Below are 16,394 nucleotides of genomic sequence, written 5' to 3'. Positions count from 1 at the left end.
GATTAAGTCTGCGATACGCTTAGTCAAGGACCTTTATAAAAGAAATCTCCTCTAAGGTATCTGAAACTCCAAAAATTTGGTAGCCGTGGCGGTGTAATGAATCTAATAGTAATTGCGTTTTCTCCATTCCATTATCAAAAAAACGTTCGTGTATTTCTAGTAAAATTTGTTTGACTTGAATGGATGAATCTAAGATACTATCGATCACGCAATATTCCGATCCTTCAATATCCATTTTCAATACATCGATATAGGTATGGTTATTTTCCGATGCGATATCGACGATTGATTTCATCTGTACTTCCACCATGTTATGCTCATCGACATTGGGATGGTTGATAATAGAACCAGATACATGATCTTTATTTTTAGGCAGATTGAAATGTGTTATTCCCGTTTTATTGTCCAATCCAACAGGATGAAAATGAAATTTTGGCGAAAGATCTGTCCGTTGTGCAATCCATTCAATGGACTTTGGGGTAGGATCATAACCAAATACATGACAATTGTGTTTTTGTATCAGGGTATCGTCAAAAGAAGTATCTTGTCCTATGCCAAACGAGTAGACTATAGAATCAGCATCTAACAGTTCGGGATTAACGTAAAATCCACCGTACGAATTACCGTACCATACATGAGGGCATTTATGCTCGATTTTAAAGGATGTTATTTTTCCAGAAAGTATTTTATACTGCTTCTTTAACGTATTGATCAGGCTTTGCCTCATATAATTTCTATCTTTAATGGTGCTTGTAAGTTACGATAAAAATTAATTTTAAATGAAATCGAAATTTAATTTACAGCGTGAGATCGCCAATTTTTACTAATTTTTCCGATGCCGCCAGTCCGTTGGGATTGCAACCCAATTCTCCTTCAGGCACTTCCAGTCCCTGCTTCTGATAAAAATCTCTCCAAAAACTGTCGATTTGACCTGTCGCTGGGTTTATAAAAGTCATGGGTTCTAATTGAAAAATATGCCCATGGCGAAAAGCTCTCTCGATAAAGTCTGAACAGTAAAAACTGCTATCGTTCAAGATGTAGCTCCAATTGTACGGTTTTCCCAGCAGCAGTTTTGCTGTGGTAATGGCTTGGGGTATCGTATGTTGATACGCTTCCTTCAGACGGTAAACCACTAAGTGGTTATGCTCTTTTTTTTGAGTCTGGTAGAAACTGTCAATCCCTTCACGGATAGATCCTTTTTTGGAACTTGCATGTAAGACAAAGAAATTGCCCTGATCATATTCCAAGAGTCCAATATGGTCAAAAGAACTATTTGTATCACGTTGTGTGACCCGATTGATGGCACCAGATAAATGCTCCTGTTCGGCTTCGACAAAAATTAAATCACCATTTTTAAGGTTAGTCAGTTTCAGATGCTGGGCGAAACCCAATGAGCTGATCAGAATCAATAAAATACCTAAAACTACGGATTGTATTTTCATGGCCTAAAGGTACAAGCTATTTGATAGAAATAGATTCATTACCTAAAAATAAGTGTCTAATGAGAGAATCTTTGTATCTTTGCAAGATGGGAAAAATGTACAATGATGTGGTGGAGTTATTACCAGAACTGATTCATTGCTTCAATAATCATTTGATGTTTGATAGCTTAGAAGAAGAAGATGTAATTTCTTTTCTTCCGATCGAAGATGAGGAGGTTGCACGAGAATTTGTCGCACACACCAATAAAGTTTTAGCCGATCATTTTGAAGTAGAAGATGGTGAATTATGTTATCCGGAGGATAGTTATCTCGATAAGATAGATAACCCTATTTTCTTTTGGAAAGATTATTTAGGCTGTTTTTTCAATTTTGAATTGGTGGAGGATTTATTAGAGCGAGAAGATATGAAAGGGACTAGTTTTGGGACATTCCGTATCACTCAAATTGCCTATATCAATGAGGTGAACAAACGCATTAAAAAAAGACGTCTGAATGGAATTAACCTCGAATATCGGGTGATCCCTACGCCGTTAGATAGCCATAAACACTGGAATCGGACATACGATAAAGAATGTTAATTTTTGTCGTATCAAGGAATGGAGAGGATGTTCATATCCATCTGACCTTTTTGGTCTAGGTATCTTATCCTAATTTCTTACTTGATGCGGATGTCAGCTAAAGGTATAGGCATAGCGTATCCAGTTCATGGTTAACAGCTCTTTTTAAGTATCTTTATACACAAAACTCAATTGAAATGAAATATATTTTTTTCGGATTGTCAATCTCGATATTGATGAGCTGTTCCGAAGCTAATCAAGAAAAACCATTAGAGCAATTGGATAAGAAATCAGCACGTGAAGTTGTTTTGGTTACGGAGACAAAAGGCGATTCGGTTTTACATATCACCAAACAGCATATTTGGTTTAATGGTGAAAAGATTGCGGACAAAAGTGATACCATTGTCACAGCTAAGCGCGTCAATACCTGGAGTGTGGGTGATACAGCTCAAACATTGAGTGAAGTACCGATCTATGTAACTGTTCAATAAATATGAGAAAAAAAGCATCTTCAACGATCAAGTTGGTCCTGATTACTTCCGTATTGGCTTCATGTGGTCAGCAACCTGTTGCACCAGCAGAGGAAGCGAAGCAACGCGTCTTTATGCGTGCCGATTCTACAGCACCTTACACCGAAGTGACCAAAGATTATCGCGATCAGCACCGTACAGGAGGAGGGATGGGCTCATCACTTTTATGGTTTATGGCTTTTAGACATATTGGTGCAGGTCTGGGCTATTCAAATAACAATCTGAACCCAAGTTCTGTATCGGGTACCAATGCAAAGAAAGCGGCTGCATATCAAGCAAAGAGAGGTGGATTTGGCAACACTGCAGCGTCATCTCAGTCATCTTCTTTCGGTTCATAATGAAACTCAAAAAGCTCACGATCGATCCCAATTGGAAATCCAGATTGACTGCCATTGGATATGGTTATCATACGGACAACGATGAACCCTATTGGATCGAGGATTATTATTACGAGATCACCAATAGCGAAGCGGATACCATTTATCAAGCAACGGCCGAAGTGTGGGACATGTGCCTCAAAGCGGTTGAACACGTGATGGCCAACAAGCTATATCATCTCTTTCATATTCCCAGTCATATGGTACACCATATCGAACAATCGTGGGAAAATGAATCTCCCTCGATTTATGGTCGCTTTGATTTTGCATACGACTCGGTCAAAAGAAAATTGAAGCTGTTGGAATTTAATGCCGATACACCAACCTCTTTATTTGAATGTGGAATCGTCCAATGGAACTGGAAAAATCATTATTTTTCTGAATCCACCGATCAGTTCAACAGCGTACATGAGCAGCTTATAGCCAGCTGGAAAGAGATCAAACCCTATCTAAAAGGAGATGTACTTTACTTTTCATGTGCGAAAGAAACATTAGAGGATTTGACCAATGTTGAATATTTGAGGGATACCGCTATTCAGGCAGGTATACAGACACAATTGATTTATATCGATGATATTGGTTGGAATGGTCATGCTTTTATAGATTTGGAGGGTGAATCGATTACCTCCATTTTTAAGTTATATCCCTGGGAGTGGATGGTTCATGAAGAGTTTGGCCATCATATCGTAAATGATATCCATAGAACACAATGGATAGAACCTTCATGGAAAATGATCCTTTCCAATAAGGCGATTTTACCCATTTTGTGGGAATTGTTTCCGCATCACCCCAACTTATTGGCTGCCTATTTTGAGCCCCAGAGGACGCTTAAAAATTACATCAAAAAACCGATCTTATCGAGAGAAGGTGCCAATATTGATCTCTACTATGATAAAGAACTGATCTATGCGACGCCAGGGGATTATGGACAGGAAGGTTATATTTATCAAGAATTAGCTACTTTACACAAAGAAGAATCTGGTTTTTCTATCATAGGAAGTTGGATTATTGGGCAAGAACCCTGTGGAATCAGTTTTCGTGAGTCTACGATGCCCATCACAACGGATAAAAGTCGATTTGTACCACATATCATCAAGCATTAAAAACCTCGATATTTTTAGCGTTAAAACCATTGCCACTGCCTATATCTGAAAAGGGTTAATGAAGTAGTGCAGGCACAAAAAACGCACATAATCGGAGTTTTTTAAATTGAGGGCAATGATATCTATGGATGCGAGGCTATTTTATTCCTCCATATATTTATCATTTAAACTTCTTAACACTTGCCGATATCGGCAATAAAATCACTATTTAAAACACTTTTTTATTGTATATTTGCCGATAACGGCATTTATCATAAAATTATGAATTATATTTCAGTAAGTGAATTTGCGAAAAAATGGAGTATTCCAGAAAGAACTATTCGTAATTACTGTGCTATAGGCAGAATTAAAGGAGCATTCTTAACTGGTAAAACTTGGAATATTCCAGAGGATGCTCTGATATCTGAAAAAGGGCGTAAGAAAAAAATCAGTGACAACATTTTACTCAATCATCTGAAAGAGCAAAAACAAATGAAGCTGAAAGGCGGAATTTACCATCGTACACAGATCGATTTAACTTATAATTCGAATCGTATTGAAGGTAGTAAACTAACCCACGATCAAACTCGATATATCTTCGAAACCAACACCATTGGAGCATCTACAGAAAGTGTTAATGTCGATGATATTATAGAAACAACAAATCATTTTCGCTGTATTGACTTCATTATTGATAAAGGTAAAACCAAGCTGACAGAATCTTTAATTAAAGAATTACATTATCTTTTAAAGTCAGGTACTTCCGATAGTCGAAAAGATTGGTTTAATGTTGGTGAATACAAGAAACTTCCGAACGAAGTTGGGGGCAATGAGACTTGCCCTCCAAAAGAAGTTTCAATAAAAATGAAAGAATTGCTTTCACGTTATCATGATATTGAAAAGAAAACTTTTGAAGATATTATCGATTTTCATTATAAATTTGAAGTAATCCATCCTTTTCAAGATGGTAATGGTCGTATTGGTCGTTTGATTATGTTTAAGGAATGTCTAGCCAACAATATTGTTCCATTTATAATCGATGAAGAGATCAAATTGTTTTATTACAGAGGCTTACAAGAATGGACAAATATAAAAGAGTATTTATTAGATACTTGTCTTACCGCTCAGGATCATTACAAAACTATTCTTCAATATTTTGAAATTGAGTTCCAATAAATTAAGCGTGACCATGCTCATAATTCTTTTTTAAGGCATTTATAGAGTTGATTTTTTTAACTTCACTTTATACCTATTATATGGAGTACGCTCTTGAGTCAATTTAACTAGTTCGCGCTCCAAGCGGAGCCTTATTACAATACTTGCAGAAAGTGGATTAAAAAGACCTTTTATTTATTTTTTCAGATTACCGAAGATTTCCTCGTATTCTTCAAATCGATGTGCCCTTATGGGTCTTATATAAGGTTCCGTATTAAAATACAGTAAGAGGCATGGCGCTATTTGTTTATACTTGTCCACATACTCATACCTGATGAGTTCACCATTGTTAATACGCTGTTTAATTTTATTGTGATAGGGATACATTTCTTTCCTTCGCTCAGGTGGACAATATACTGGATCTAATTGATATGAAGGTAATGAGATGTCAAAAAGGATAAAAAACAAAAACGGTTATGATTTGTTCTAGTCATAAATACCAATAAGAAAAGGAGAATATTATGAACCTTATTCACAAAATCGAACACTGGGGAGATACCCATCATCCCAGATGGATAGATTACCTACGGATACTAGTAGGTATTTTGATCCTAGTCAAAGGACTTAGTTTTGTAGGCGATCTTGATCGCGTCAGTTCCTTGGTGCAGCAAGTGAATTATACCATCTATATATGGGGAGGTGTGCACTATATTGTTTTTGCTCAAATTGTCGGTGGTTTGTTTATCATTTTTGGTTTCCAAACCCGATTAGCGACAATTGTCTTGTTGCCCATTTTATTTGGAGCAGTTTTCTTTATTAACTTAACAAATGGATTTAGTTTCTTAAACGGGGAACTGTGGCTATCTGTTGTTGTCTTGCTTATGCTCATATTATTTCTGGTGATGGGATCGGGTAAATATTCACTAGACAATTTGATGAATAAACCAGGTTACAACAGGGAAATTTAAGCAGAGTTACCAACCACATGATCTAAACATGTATATCGTGAAGGATATAAAAAAAACCTCCTGCAATTTTTTGCAAGAGGTTTTTTTGTCAAGATGTTATTGTAAACTATTTTTTATTTTCTGCGATCCAGTTGCGCGCATTAACAAAAGCCTCTAACCAAGGCGTTACTTCATCTTGACGTCCTTTTGGATAGTTAGCCCAATTCCATTGGAATGTAGAACGCTCAATATGTGGCATAGTGACCAAATGGCGACCCGTTTTATCGCAAAGCATAGCTGTATTATAATCAGAGTCATTTGGATTGCCAGGATATGCTTCGTAAGCATATTTTGCTACGATTTGGTAAGCGGACTCCTCCTGAGGCAAATTGAATTTTCCTTCACCATGTGAAATCCATACCCCTAACGTTGTACCCGCTAAGGTTGATAACATGATCGAGTTATTTTCTTGAACGGTAACCGATACGAAATTGGACTCATGCTTCTGTGAGCTATTGTGGATCAATTTACCATGAACCTCATGTTCAGGATTGATCAATTCCAGTTCCATAAACAATTGACATCCGTTACAGATACCTACTGACATCGTATCGGGGCGGTTGAAGAAATTTTCTAACGCTGTTTTAGCTTTTTCATTATATAAAAATGCACCAGCCCATCCTTTTGCTGACCCTAATACATCAGAATTGGAGAACCCACCAACAGCACCGATAAATTGGATATCTTCTAGGTTTTCGCGTCCTGAAATTAAATCCGTCATGTGGACATCTTTCACATCAAATCCTGCTAGAAACATGGCGTTAGCCATTTCTCGTTCAGAGTTGGAACCTTTCTCACGGATAATAGCCGCTTTTGGTCTAGGCTTTGATTGGTCTAGTGCAGGTTGCAATCCCACGAAATGATTCGGGAATACAAAATTCAATGGTTGATTTTTGTAATTGTTATAACGCTCTTGTGCCGTTCCATTTTTAGATTGTTTTGAATCCAATAGGAAAGAAGTTTTATACCACGTATCACGTGTTTCGATTACATTGAAAGTAAACGTATCCGCATTATTTTTAAATGAAACTTCCGTGCCAGCGATCGCTTCACCAATTTTCACCGCTTCAACTCCAGCCGCAGTCAATGTGCTTTCAAAAATAGCATCATCTTTTGCTTGTAAAACAACAGCGATATTTTCATTAAACAACGCTTTTACCGTATCAGCCTCACCTAAGCCTGACAAATCATAATTTGCGGCTAAATCAACGTCGGCAAATGTCAATTCCAATAAAGTCGTGATCAAACCACCAGAACCAATATCATGACCTGCTTCAATTTGTCCTGCTTTAATTAGATCTTGGATGGTATTAAATGCTGTTTTGAAATAGGCTCCATCTTGAATCGTTGGCACTTCTTTACCAATTTTGTTTAAGATCTGAGCAAATGAAGAACCCCCTAATTTGAAACTATCTTTTGATAGATTGATATAATAGATCGATCCCGCATTTTTGTTTAATACAGGTTCAATAACTTGTGTAATATCGGTACAATTACCAGCTGCAGAAACAATCAAAGTACCAGGCGCGATCACATGGTCACCGTTCGGGTATTTTTGTTTCATCGATAGCGAATCTTTTCCGGTCGGGATATTGATTCCTAATTCTAAAGCAAAATCAGAACAAGCTTTTACAGCTTTATATAGACGCGCATCTTCACCCTCATTGTTACAAGCCCACATCCAGTTTGCCGAAAGTGATACACCTGCAAGGCCATTTTTAATAGGAGCAAACACTAAGTTTGACAAAGATTCGGCAATAGCCGTTCTACTTGCAGCTGCTGGGTCGATAATTGCTGCCACAGGAGAGTGCCCTACAGTAGTGGCCACACCTTCCTTACCTTTATAATCTAATGCCATTACCCCAACGTTATTCAGTGGTAATTGCAATGGACCGACGCACTGCTGTTTCGCTACACGACCACCAACACAGCGGTCTACTTTATTGGTTAACCAGTCCTTAGATGCCACTGCTTCCAGTTGTAGGACTTGATTTAAGTAAGTTGGAATATTTTCGGTACTGTAGTTTACATCTTCATAATTTCTGACAATTGTCTTGTCGCTCATGATTGTTTTTGGAGACGAACCAAAGAAATCTTCCAAGGCATAATCCATTGGTTTTTCACCCGTTGTTTTGGATTCGAAAGTAAAGCGGTGATCGCCCGTTACATCACCCACGGTATACATCGGTGAGCGTTCACGGTCAGCAACACGTTTTAATGTTTCGATATCTTTTTCACCAATGACCAATCCCATCCTTTCCTGAGATTCATTACCAATGATTTCTTTCGCCGAAAGGGTAGGGTCACCTACAGGTAAAGCGTCCAAATCAATTAAACCTCCAGTTTCCTCAACAAGTTCTGAAAGACAATTTAAGTGACCACCTGCACCATGATCGTGAATAGATACAATTGGATTATGATCAGATTCCACCATACCACGAACTGCATTTGCAGCACGTTTTTGCATTTCTGGATTTGAACGTTGAATCGCATTCAACTCGATGCCCGAACCGAAAGCTCCTGTATCTGCAGAAGAAACGGCTGCTCCACCCATACCGATACGGTAATTTTCGCCACCTAGAATAACAATTTTGTCACCAACTTTTGGAGTATGTTTCTTAGCCTGATCCAATTTACCGTAACCAATACCACCAGCCTGCATGATTACTTTGTCAAAACCTAATTTGCGCGCATCTTCTTCATGTTCGAATGTTAATACCGAACCTGTGATCAAAGGCTGTCCAAATTTATTTCCAAAGTCGGAAGCACCATTTGATGCTTTGATTAAGATATCCATCGGAGTTTGGTACAACCAAGGACGTTCTTCCATCGCTTGCTCCCAAGGGCGGTTTTCTTCCAGACGAGAGTAAGAAGTCATGTAAACGGCAGTTCCAGCCAAAGGTAAAGAACCTTGACCCCCAGCTAAACGGTCGCGGATTTCACCTCCAGAACCCGTTGCGGCACCTGAGAATGGTTCTACGGTCGTTGGGAAATTATGTGTTTCCGCTTTTACGGAAAGAACAGAATCAAATTCCTTTTCAGCATAAAAATCAGGTTTATCTGCCGATTGTGGTGCAAATTGTGTGATCCGTGGGCCTTTAACAAAAGCAACGTTGTCTTTATATGCCGAAACGATCTCATTAGGATTGGTTTCGGATGTTTTCTTAATCAGTTTGAATAATGAAGTCGGCTGTTCTTCGCCATCGATAATAAATGTACCGTTGAATATTTTGTGACGACAGTGTTCGGAGTTTGCCTGTGAAAAAGCAAATACTTCAGAGTCGGTCAACTTACGGTCTAGTTTTGTCGCTAAGTCCGAAAGATACTGTACTTCCTCCGGATTTAAAGAAAGGCCTTCTTGTTTATTATAAGCATCGATATCCTCAATTTCCAGAATAGATTCTGGCACAATATCAATGGTGTACATTTCTTGTGTCAATGCCTCATATTTTTGAGAAATCATTGGATCGAAATCATGAAAATCAGCTTGTACTTTTCGGAATTCTTCTATTCGAATGATGCCTTCAATACCCATGTTTTGGGTGATCTCCACAGCATTTGTACTCCAGGGAGTAATCATAGCTGCACGAGGACCAACATAATAATCGTTTAGAGTTTCTTTTTCGATTTTGTTAGCGTTTCCAAATAGCCAGTTTAGTTTAGAGATATCATTGGTAGATAAATCTTGTAGGGTTTGCACACCGTAAACGATGTCGCTTGGGTTCACAAAGAAATGAATCATTATAACTGTAAGTTTTTGAACGTTCTTCAAATTAAAGTACAAATTTACGTTAATCCTTTGACTTATCGGGAATCAAAAGTGCTAAATAATCGTAAAATTTATTTTTCTGATACCGTCATCTTATTTTCCCTTAAACTTGATCTATTCGACCGGTCGATATGTTGACTAATTTAAGGTGTTTGCATGGTGAAATCAGAAAAATATACGCCTCCTGATGTATGGATTTCTACTATAAAAGTGAAAATAATCCAATTGATCGACGATAAAAACACACAAGGGCTGAGGCGAAAACGATAAATATGACTTGATAACACTGCAATTATATTGCGAATCAGAGCAAATTTATCTAAGTTTGTGCGTAAAATCAGATTCTAAAAATGAATATTTCATATAAGTGGCTTAAAGATCATATTGATATCGATACCAAACCAGAGGAGTTATCTTTAATTCTAACGAACGTTGGGCTGGAGGTAGAGGTATTAGATGTGGTGCAAAGTATACCTGGAGGATTAGCGGGATTGGTCATCGGCGAAGTGAAATCTTGTGAACAACACCCCAATGCAGATAAATTGAAAGTAACGACGGTTGATGTCGGTCAAGCAGATTTATTACACATTGTGTGTGGTGCTCCAAACGTTGCAGTAGGTCAAAAAGTGATTGTCGCAACTGTTGGTTCCACTGTTCACCCAACAAGTGGCGAGCCCTTTAAAATCAATAAATCAAAAATTCGTGGTGAAGTTTCTGAAGGAATGCTTTGTGGTGAAGATGAAGTTGGCTTGGGCAATTCACATGCCGGCATCGTCGAGTTGCCATTGGATGCTCAGGTAGGTACACTTGTTAAAGATTTTTATCATATAGAGGACGACTATCGTTATGAAATTGGTTTAACACCAAATCGTGCAGATGCAGCTTCACACCTTGGAGTGGCTCGTGATATTGCCGCTTTCTATAGAAAAGAAATGAAAGCTTCTGATCTTTCTTTATTTAAAGAAGGAACAGGGATCAACACAGAGGTTGTTGTTGAAAATCATGCCGGAAGTCCACGTTACTCAGGTATCAATATCTCAGGAGTACAAGTAAAAGAATCCCCTGATTGGTTAAAGGAACGCTTGAATGTCATCGGTATCCGTCCGATTAACAATATTGTAGATGTTACGAATTTTATCTTGCATGATCTTGGACAACCCTTGCATGCCTTTGATCAAGACAAGATCGCAGGTAACAAGATCGTTGTGCGACAAGCAAAGCAAGACGAGCTGTTCACGACATTGGACGCTGTAGAGCGCAAACTATCCGCAGAAGATCTTGTTATTGCCGATGCTGAAAAGCCAATGTGTATTGCCGGTGTTTTCGGTGGTGCTCATTCAGGTGTGTCGGAGTCTACGACAAATATATTTTTAGAGTCCGCCTATTTTAATGCCGTTTCTGTTCGTAAAACAGCGAAACGTCATCAATTAAAAACAGATTCTTCATTCCGATATGAAAGAGGAACAGATCCGAATATCACGGTAAATGCACTCAAAAAAGCAGCTATCCTGATTCAAGAAGTGGCTGGTGGACATATTAGTTCGCAGATCACAGATCTTTACCCATCAGAAATAACACCTTTTGCTTTTCATGTAAGCTATCCTAATGTACGTCGATTGATCGGTCAGGATATCCCAGATGAGGAGATCAAATCCGTTATAGTAGCCTTGGGTATCGGTATCGAGCAAGAATCAACCGATGGTCTGGATGTTTTAGTTCCAGCTTACCGTGTAGATGTCACCCGTGAAGTGGATGTTATCGAAGAAGTATTGCGTATTTATGGATATAATAACGTGGAATTAAAACCACAGATCAAATCTTCCTTAAATACGTCTGAAAAGCCAGATAAAGAAGTTGTTTTAAATCAATTGGCAGATCTGTTAATTGCCAATGGTTTTAGAGAGACCCTTTCAAACTCGTTAACAAAGTTAGATTATGCAGATGACGAAGCTACAGCTGTTCGTCTATGCAATCCGCTGAGTTCAGACTTGGATACCATGCGTCAAAATATGTTGTTTTCTGCTTTGACAACGGTTTCATACAATCAAAAAAGAAGAAATTCGGATTTAAAAATCTTTGAATTTGGAAAGACTTATGCGATTGATGGCGAAGGGTACAAAGAAAAGCAGCATTTGTCTATTGCTATCAGTGGTAAACTGGAAGTGGAGCAATGGAACAACAGCAAGCAATCTGTTAATTTCTATAATCTCAAAGCGGTCGTTGATCTGATCTTAAAAAGATTAAAAATCGAAGGACTTCAATTGGAAGATGCGCCTGCCGATCATTATGCTTATGGCCTCAGTTATTTGAAAGGTACAAAAGCACTGGTCACCTTTGGTGCGGTATCCACTGCAGCATTGACAAAAGCGGATGTAGAAGGACAGGTGTTTTTTGCAGATTTTGACTGGGACCAACTCTTGAAGATCATCCGTAAAAATGTCATCAAATTTAAAGAGGTATCTAAGTTTCCTGCGGTGAAACGCGACCTATCGCTGTTAATTGATGAAGCTGTTACCTTTAAGCAACTGGAAACAATAGCGTATAAGACCGAGCGTAAACTGTTGAAAGAAGTCAAAGTATTTGATGTTTATAAAGGAGATAAAATTCCTGCGGGCAAAAAATCTTATGCTTTAAGTTTTATGATCGAAGATGATGAAAAAACTTTAATGGACAAACAAATTGACGCAATAGTTCAAAAATTAATTCTTAACTTTGAGAAAGAAGTAAGCGCAGAAGTGCGTGGTTAATTTGAATAATAAGATTTAATTGTATAAATTTAATATATGGCAGCATTATCTTCACAAATGAATATTATCGTTGAGAAAACGAAAAATTTAATTCAAATGTGCGAAGTCTTGCAAGAAGAGAATGATTTACTTAAATTAGAGGTTCAATCACTTCAAGTTGCTTTTAATACGTGTAGCGATAAGAACAAGCAAATGGAAGAACAGATGAAAGCAATGGCAGTTGCTCGTTCTTTAGATAGTTCTGAAGCTGACAAAGATGCAATTAATGAAAAAATACTTGACACAAAGCAAAAAATTAACGATTTTGTGCGAGAAATAGACAAATGTATTAGTTTGTTGAAGTAAGTCGATCGAGTAGCATAAGGATAACTTACTAATACAACGTAAAGCTCAAATAACAATGGGAGAGATTTCCATCAAAATAAATATCGCTGATCGCGTGTATCCGCTTCGTGTAGATATAGCAGAGGAGGAAATTATCCGCCATGCAGCGAAATTGATTAATGAAAAAGTAAAAGAGTTACAGGATAGTTATACTGTTCGTGATAAGCAAGATTTATTGTCGATGTGTGTGCTTCAATATGCAACAGGAATGTTGAAAGCGGAGCGACAGGTACAGACACAAGATCAAGGTTTAGAGCAGTCGGTTCATGAACTGGATCAACTATTATCTAATTTCTTTACAAAATAATCGTTCTTTATAGCGCTTTACTAAACGAATTTGCCGCAATTGAATTCGGGTTGTCACTATTTTAAACTTAACGCTTCAATATTACAGGCGAAAAGATGTAGGTCATTTTGCGTAAGCCATCTGGACCATGATCATAGCCTAATTATGTATATTAGAAGTTTAATAATATTAGATACCCGGTATTTAATTGCGGTTTTTTTTTGAAAATTATAAATAAATAAACTACATATAAACAATTAATAAATACATGGACATCGCAATTTATATCATACTTTCTCTGATTGTTGGTATTGCAATTGGCCGTTATCTTTTAGCTCTTATGTTTACTAAACAAACACAAGAAGCTCAAGAAAAGGTGAAAAGCATTATAAAAGAAGCCGATCAAGAAGCAGAACATCTGAAAAAGAAAAAACTATTAGAAGCAAAAGAAAAGTTTCTACAGTTGAAATCAGAGCATGAAAAAGAGGTCAGCCAACGCAATAATACCATCAGTCAAAAGGAAAATACCTTACGTCAGAAAGAACAATCAGTCAACCAGAAGCTTGAAAACTTAAACCGTGAAAAGCAAGAATTAGACGCTACACGCAAGCAACTTGAAAAGCTTGTTGAAGTCAATGAAAGTAAGTCTGAAGAAGTCGAGCAGATCAAATTACAACATATCAAGCAATTAGAAGGTATTGCTGGGGTGACCGCTGAAGAAGCTAAAAACCAATTGGTAGATTCACTACGCGAAGAAGCTCGCTCTCAAGCGATTAGTCAAATTAAAGATATCGTTGACGAAGCTAAACTGACAGCAACTAAAGAAGCAAAGAAAGTCGTTATCCAGACCATACAACGTACGGCAACTGAATCTGCAATTGAAAACACCGTTTCGATTTTTAACATTGAAAATGATGAAATCAAAGGACGTATTATCGGACGTGAAGGACGTAATATCCGTGCTTTAGAAGCAGCAACCGGTGTTGAGATCATTGTAGACGATACACCTGAAGCCATTATTTTATCTGGTTTTGATCCAGTACGTCGTGAAATCGCTCGTTTAGCTTTACATCGTTTGGTGACAGATGGACGTATCCACCCGGCACGTATCGAAGAGGTAGTCGCAAAAACACGTACGCAGATTGAAGACGAAATTGTGGAAATCGGTGAACGTACTGCTATTGACTTAGGTATTCACGGTTTACATCCGGAATTGATCCGTATGGTAGGCCGTATGCGTTACCGTTCTTCTTATGGACAGAATCTATTGCAACACTCACGTGAGGTCGCAAATTTTGCCGCAACAATGGCTGCAGAATTGGGCTTAAATGTGAAACACGCAAAACGTGCAGGTCTTTTACACGATATTGGTAAAGTGCCTGACGATAATCCTGAATTGCCACACGCGATTTTAGGGATGCAGTTGGCCGAAAAATACAAGGAGCATCCTGATGTGTGCAACGCAATCGGTGCCCACCATGATGAAGTCGAGATGACTGCTATGATTTCACCAATTGTTCAAGCTTGTGATGCGATCTCTGGAGCGCGTCCAGGAGCACGCCGTGAAGTGGTAGAGAGTTATATCAAACGTCTTAAAGAATTAGAAGATCTAGCATTATCATATCCAGGAGTTGAAAAAACTTTTGCGATACAAGCAGGGCGTGAACTACGCGTTATTGTTGAAAGTGAGAAGATATCAGATGCGCAAGCAGAGATTTTAGCCGCTGATATTTCAAACCGGATTCAGACCGAGATGACCTATCCAGGTCAAATCAAAGTAACTGTTATCCGTGAAATCCGTTCTGTCGCATACGCGAAATAACGCGAATGTCAACATATCAAGTACAAAAGCCTCAACATCGTTGAGGCTTTTGCTTTTAATAGCGCTTTAGGTCTATATTTCAATTTTTATTTTTAGTATTTTTGCTGTATTATTTGGCAAAAACTGTAATCTCGATTAAATGAAGAAAAAACAAGCTCCCGTACCAGAAGTCAAAAGGCCCGTTGATCAATATTTTGATCATTTAGATGCTAATTTTCAAGATCCTACCAATAGGATGATTCAAATTATATTTTTACCGCTATTTTTTTTCGGCTTGATGGGGATGATTTGGATGATTCCATTTCCACAATTTGATTTTTTAGTCAAACTGGGCTGGCACACCTTTTTGAATTGGGGATCTTTCTTTATTGCAATTGTTATTTACTACTATTTAAAGCTTTCTCCGACTTTATCGTATGCCGTATTGCTCTGCATTGGTATCATGAGTTATTTTATTGTACAGCTCGAATATATAGAGCGTGATGGAGGTCCAGGTGTATTGTTGGTTTCTACGATAATCACTTTAATTTCACTACTTGTATTATGGGTAGGGAAGTCTAAGGAAAAAAATACGATTTCGTTCAAACAGTTTTGGTTATTTCTGACAGTAGGGCCTATTTGGTTATGGCACTTTGCTTTTCAGAAGATCAAACTTAAATATTAAAAGTTTTTGAGCGATCTTAAAAGCCTTGTTGTTTCAGTACAACAAGGCTTTTTTTATGCATGATATGGCACATGGAATTGATGCTTCTATCATCTATTTTCCGTAACTCTTGCTCACTTATAGGACATACGAGCACGAGTTATATTTTAGTTGATGTGCTTATTAATTTAAGTTTATTTCCGTCGCACGATACAAAAATGAGGTGAAGTTGGATCCCTTTTTAGCTTTAGGAAGTCCCTTGTTGAGAAAGTGCGATCGCGATTTCAAAAAGTTGATCACAATGTTGAGAAAAAGCGATCCATTACGGCCATCAAGCGATCACTTGTTATACATCTTGGGTTACTTATTTCGAAAAGGGATTTCCTTGTTGTAAAACTCGGATCAATCCTATCCCGAGATCGACAGCAAATTCAGGATTCGTAATCCGAAATTTTAAAATAGCATTCCCTTATTGGAAAATAGGGTTCGGTTTTTTAGAAGTTCCGATCACTATTTCATAAACTTGGATCCAAGTTTATAAAACTTTGTTCCCTTTTTAGATATTCGCGTTTTAAGTTTATAAAACCTCATGC

14 protein-coding genes are annotated in these 16,394 nt (G+C 37.8%); 11 read left to right on the top strand and 3 right to left on the bottom strand.

Going from position 1 to position 16,394, the window contains the following annotated elements; genetic code table 11:
* Positions 1–19: 19 nt before the first annotated feature.
* A complete protein-coding gene (locus AC06G9_RS14970; protein WP_248753224.1) occupies positions 20–727 on the bottom strand; it encodes an FkbM family methyltransferase in 708 nt (235 codons plus the stop codon).
* A gap of 70 nt (positions 728–797) precedes the next feature.
* Complete coding sequence (locus AC06G9_RS14965) at positions 798–1,442, bottom strand: YiiX/YebB-like N1pC/P60 family cysteine hydrolase (protein ID WP_480956595.1); 645 nt, start codon at positions 1,440–1,442, stop codon at positions 798–800.
* 59 nt (positions 1,443–1,501) lie between these two features.
* Between AC06G9_RS14965 and AC06G9_RS14960 the strand changes: the two genes are divergently transcribed.
* The 6 genes from AC06G9_RS14960 (at position 1,502) to AC06G9_RS14935 (ending at position 6,111) form a co-directional block, all read left to right on the top strand.
* Positions 1,502–2,020, top strand: coding sequence for a hypothetical protein (locus tag AC06G9_RS14960; RefSeq protein WP_248753226.1), 519 nt, complete (start codon positions 1,502–1,504; stop codon positions 2,018–2,020).
* A gap of 176 nt (positions 2,021–2,196) precedes the next feature.
* A complete protein-coding gene (locus AC06G9_RS14955) occupies positions 2,197–2,490 on the top strand; it encodes a hypothetical protein (RefSeq protein WP_045754163.1) in 294 nt (97 codons plus the stop codon).
* Between the two features lie 2 nt (positions 2,491–2,492).
* Entirely contained in the window at positions 2,493–2,867 is a 375-nt protein-coding gene (locus tag AC06G9_RS14950) for a hypothetical protein (RefSeq protein ID WP_045754164.1), read from the top strand.
* The gene (locus AC06G9_RS14945) at positions 2,867–4,009 is read left to right on the top strand and encodes a glutathionylspermidine synthase family protein (protein ID WP_346567355.1); all 1,143 of its coding nucleotides are present in this window, start codon (positions 2,867–2,869) and stop codon (positions 4,007–4,009) included. Before AC06G9_RS14950 ends, AC06G9_RS14945 begins: the two co-directional genes overlap by 1 nt.
* Positions 4,010–4,270: 261 nt before the next feature.
* Positions 4,271–5,164, top strand: coding sequence for a Fic family protein (locus AC06G9_RS14940; RefSeq protein WP_045754166.1), 894 nt, complete (start codon positions 4,271–4,273; stop codon positions 5,162–5,164).
* Positions 5,165–5,664: 500 nt separating this feature from the next.
* Positions 5,665–6,111, top strand: coding sequence for a DoxX family protein (locus tag AC06G9_RS14935; protein WP_045754167.1), 447 nt, complete (start codon positions 5,665–5,667; stop codon positions 6,109–6,111).
* 106 nt (positions 6,112–6,217) lie between these two features.
* Here the strand turns inward: AC06G9_RS14935 and purL are convergent, their stop codons facing one another.
* Positions 6,218–9,892, bottom strand: coding sequence for a phosphoribosylformylglycinamidine synthase (gene purL, locus AC06G9_RS14930; RefSeq protein ID WP_480956594.1), 3,675 nt, complete (start codon positions 9,890–9,892; stop codon positions 6,218–6,220).
* Between the two features lie 377 nt (positions 9,893–10,269).
* Between purL and pheT the strand changes: the two genes are divergently transcribed.
* The 5 genes from pheT to AC06G9_RS14905 all read left to right on the top strand — a co-directional run bounded on the left by pheT (position 10,270) and on the right by AC06G9_RS14905 (position 15,822).
* Complete coding sequence (pheT, locus tag AC06G9_RS14925) at positions 10,270–12,666, top strand: phenylalanine--tRNA ligase subunit beta (RefSeq protein ID WP_480956593.1); 2,397 nt, start codon at positions 10,270–10,272, stop codon at positions 12,664–12,666.
* A gap of 36 nt (positions 12,667–12,702) precedes the next feature.
* A complete protein-coding gene (locus AC06G9_RS14920) occupies positions 12,703–13,011 on the top strand; it encodes a hypothetical protein (protein ID WP_045754170.1) in 309 nt (102 codons plus the stop codon).
* A 55-nt stretch (positions 13,012–13,066) separates the two neighbouring features.
* Entirely contained in the window at positions 13,067–13,357 is a 291-nt protein-coding gene (locus AC06G9_RS14915; RefSeq protein WP_045754171.1) for a cell division protein ZapA, read from the top strand.
* 247 nt (positions 13,358–13,604) lie between these two features.
* Entirely contained in the window at positions 13,605–15,158 is a 1,554-nt protein-coding gene (gene rny, locus AC06G9_RS14910; protein WP_045754146.1) for a ribonuclease Y, read from the top strand.
* Between the two features lie 139 nt (positions 15,159–15,297).
* Complete coding sequence (locus tag AC06G9_RS14905; RefSeq protein ID WP_480956592.1) at positions 15,298–15,822, top strand: DUF962 domain-containing protein; 525 nt, start codon at positions 15,298–15,300, stop codon at positions 15,820–15,822.
* Positions 15,823–16,394: the final 572 nt, after the last annotated feature.

The organism is Sphingobacterium sp. MAE (assembly GCF_056711605.1).
The sequence above is the reverse complement of the archived record's forward strand: the minus strand, read 5'-3'. Positions and strand labels throughout refer to the sequence as shown.

Excerpts from the sequence above, each read along its gene's own strand:
- pheT (WP_480956593.1), top strand. The coding sequence starts at position 10,270 with ATGAATATTTCATATAAGTGGCTTAAAGATCATATTGATATCGATACC.
- AC06G9_RS14965 (WP_480956595.1), bottom strand. The coding sequence starts at position 1,442 with ATGAAAATACAATCCGTAGTTTTAGGTATTTTATTGATTCTGATCAGC.
- AC06G9_RS14905 (WP_480956592.1), top strand. The coding sequence starts at position 15,298 with ATGAAGAAAAAACAAGCTCCCGTACCAGAAGTCAAAAGGCCCGTTGAT.
- AC06G9_RS14950 (WP_045754164.1), top strand. The coding sequence starts at position 2,493 with ATGAGAAAAAAAGCATCTTCAACGATCAAGTTGGTCCTGATTACTTCC.
- AC06G9_RS14935 (WP_045754167.1), top strand. The coding sequence starts at position 5,665 with ATGAACCTTATTCACAAAATCGAACACTGGGGAGATACCCATCATCCC.
- AC06G9_RS14955 (WP_045754163.1), top strand. The coding sequence starts at position 2,197 with ATGAAATATATTTTTTTCGGATTGTCAATCTCGATATTGATGAGCTGT.
- rny (WP_045754146.1), top strand. The coding sequence starts at position 13,605 with ATGGACATCGCAATTTATATCATACTTTCTCTGATTGTTGGTATTGCA.
- AC06G9_RS14920 (WP_045754170.1), top strand. The coding sequence starts at position 12,703 with ATGGCAGCATTATCTTCACAAATGAATATTATCGTTGAGAAAACGAAA.
- AC06G9_RS14970 (WP_248753224.1), bottom strand. The coding sequence starts at position 727 with ATGAGGCAAAGCCTGATCAATACGTTAAAGAAGCAGTATAAAATACTT.
- purL (WP_480956594.1), bottom strand. The coding sequence starts at position 9,892 with ATGATTCATTTCTTTGTGAACCCAAGCGACATCGTTTACGGTGTGCAA.
- AC06G9_RS14915 (WP_045754171.1), top strand. The coding sequence starts at position 13,067 with ATGGGAGAGATTTCCATCAAAATAAATATCGCTGATCGCGTGTATCCG.
- AC06G9_RS14940 (WP_045754166.1), top strand. The coding sequence starts at position 4,271 with ATGAATTATATTTCAGTAAGTGAATTTGCGAAAAAATGGAGTATTCCA.
- AC06G9_RS14945 (WP_346567355.1), top strand. The coding sequence starts at position 2,867 with ATGAAACTCAAAAAGCTCACGATCGATCCCAATTGGAAATCCAGATTG.
- AC06G9_RS14960 (WP_248753226.1), top strand. The coding sequence starts at position 1,502 with ATGAGAGAATCTTTGTATCTTTGCAAGATGGGAAAAATGTACAATGAT.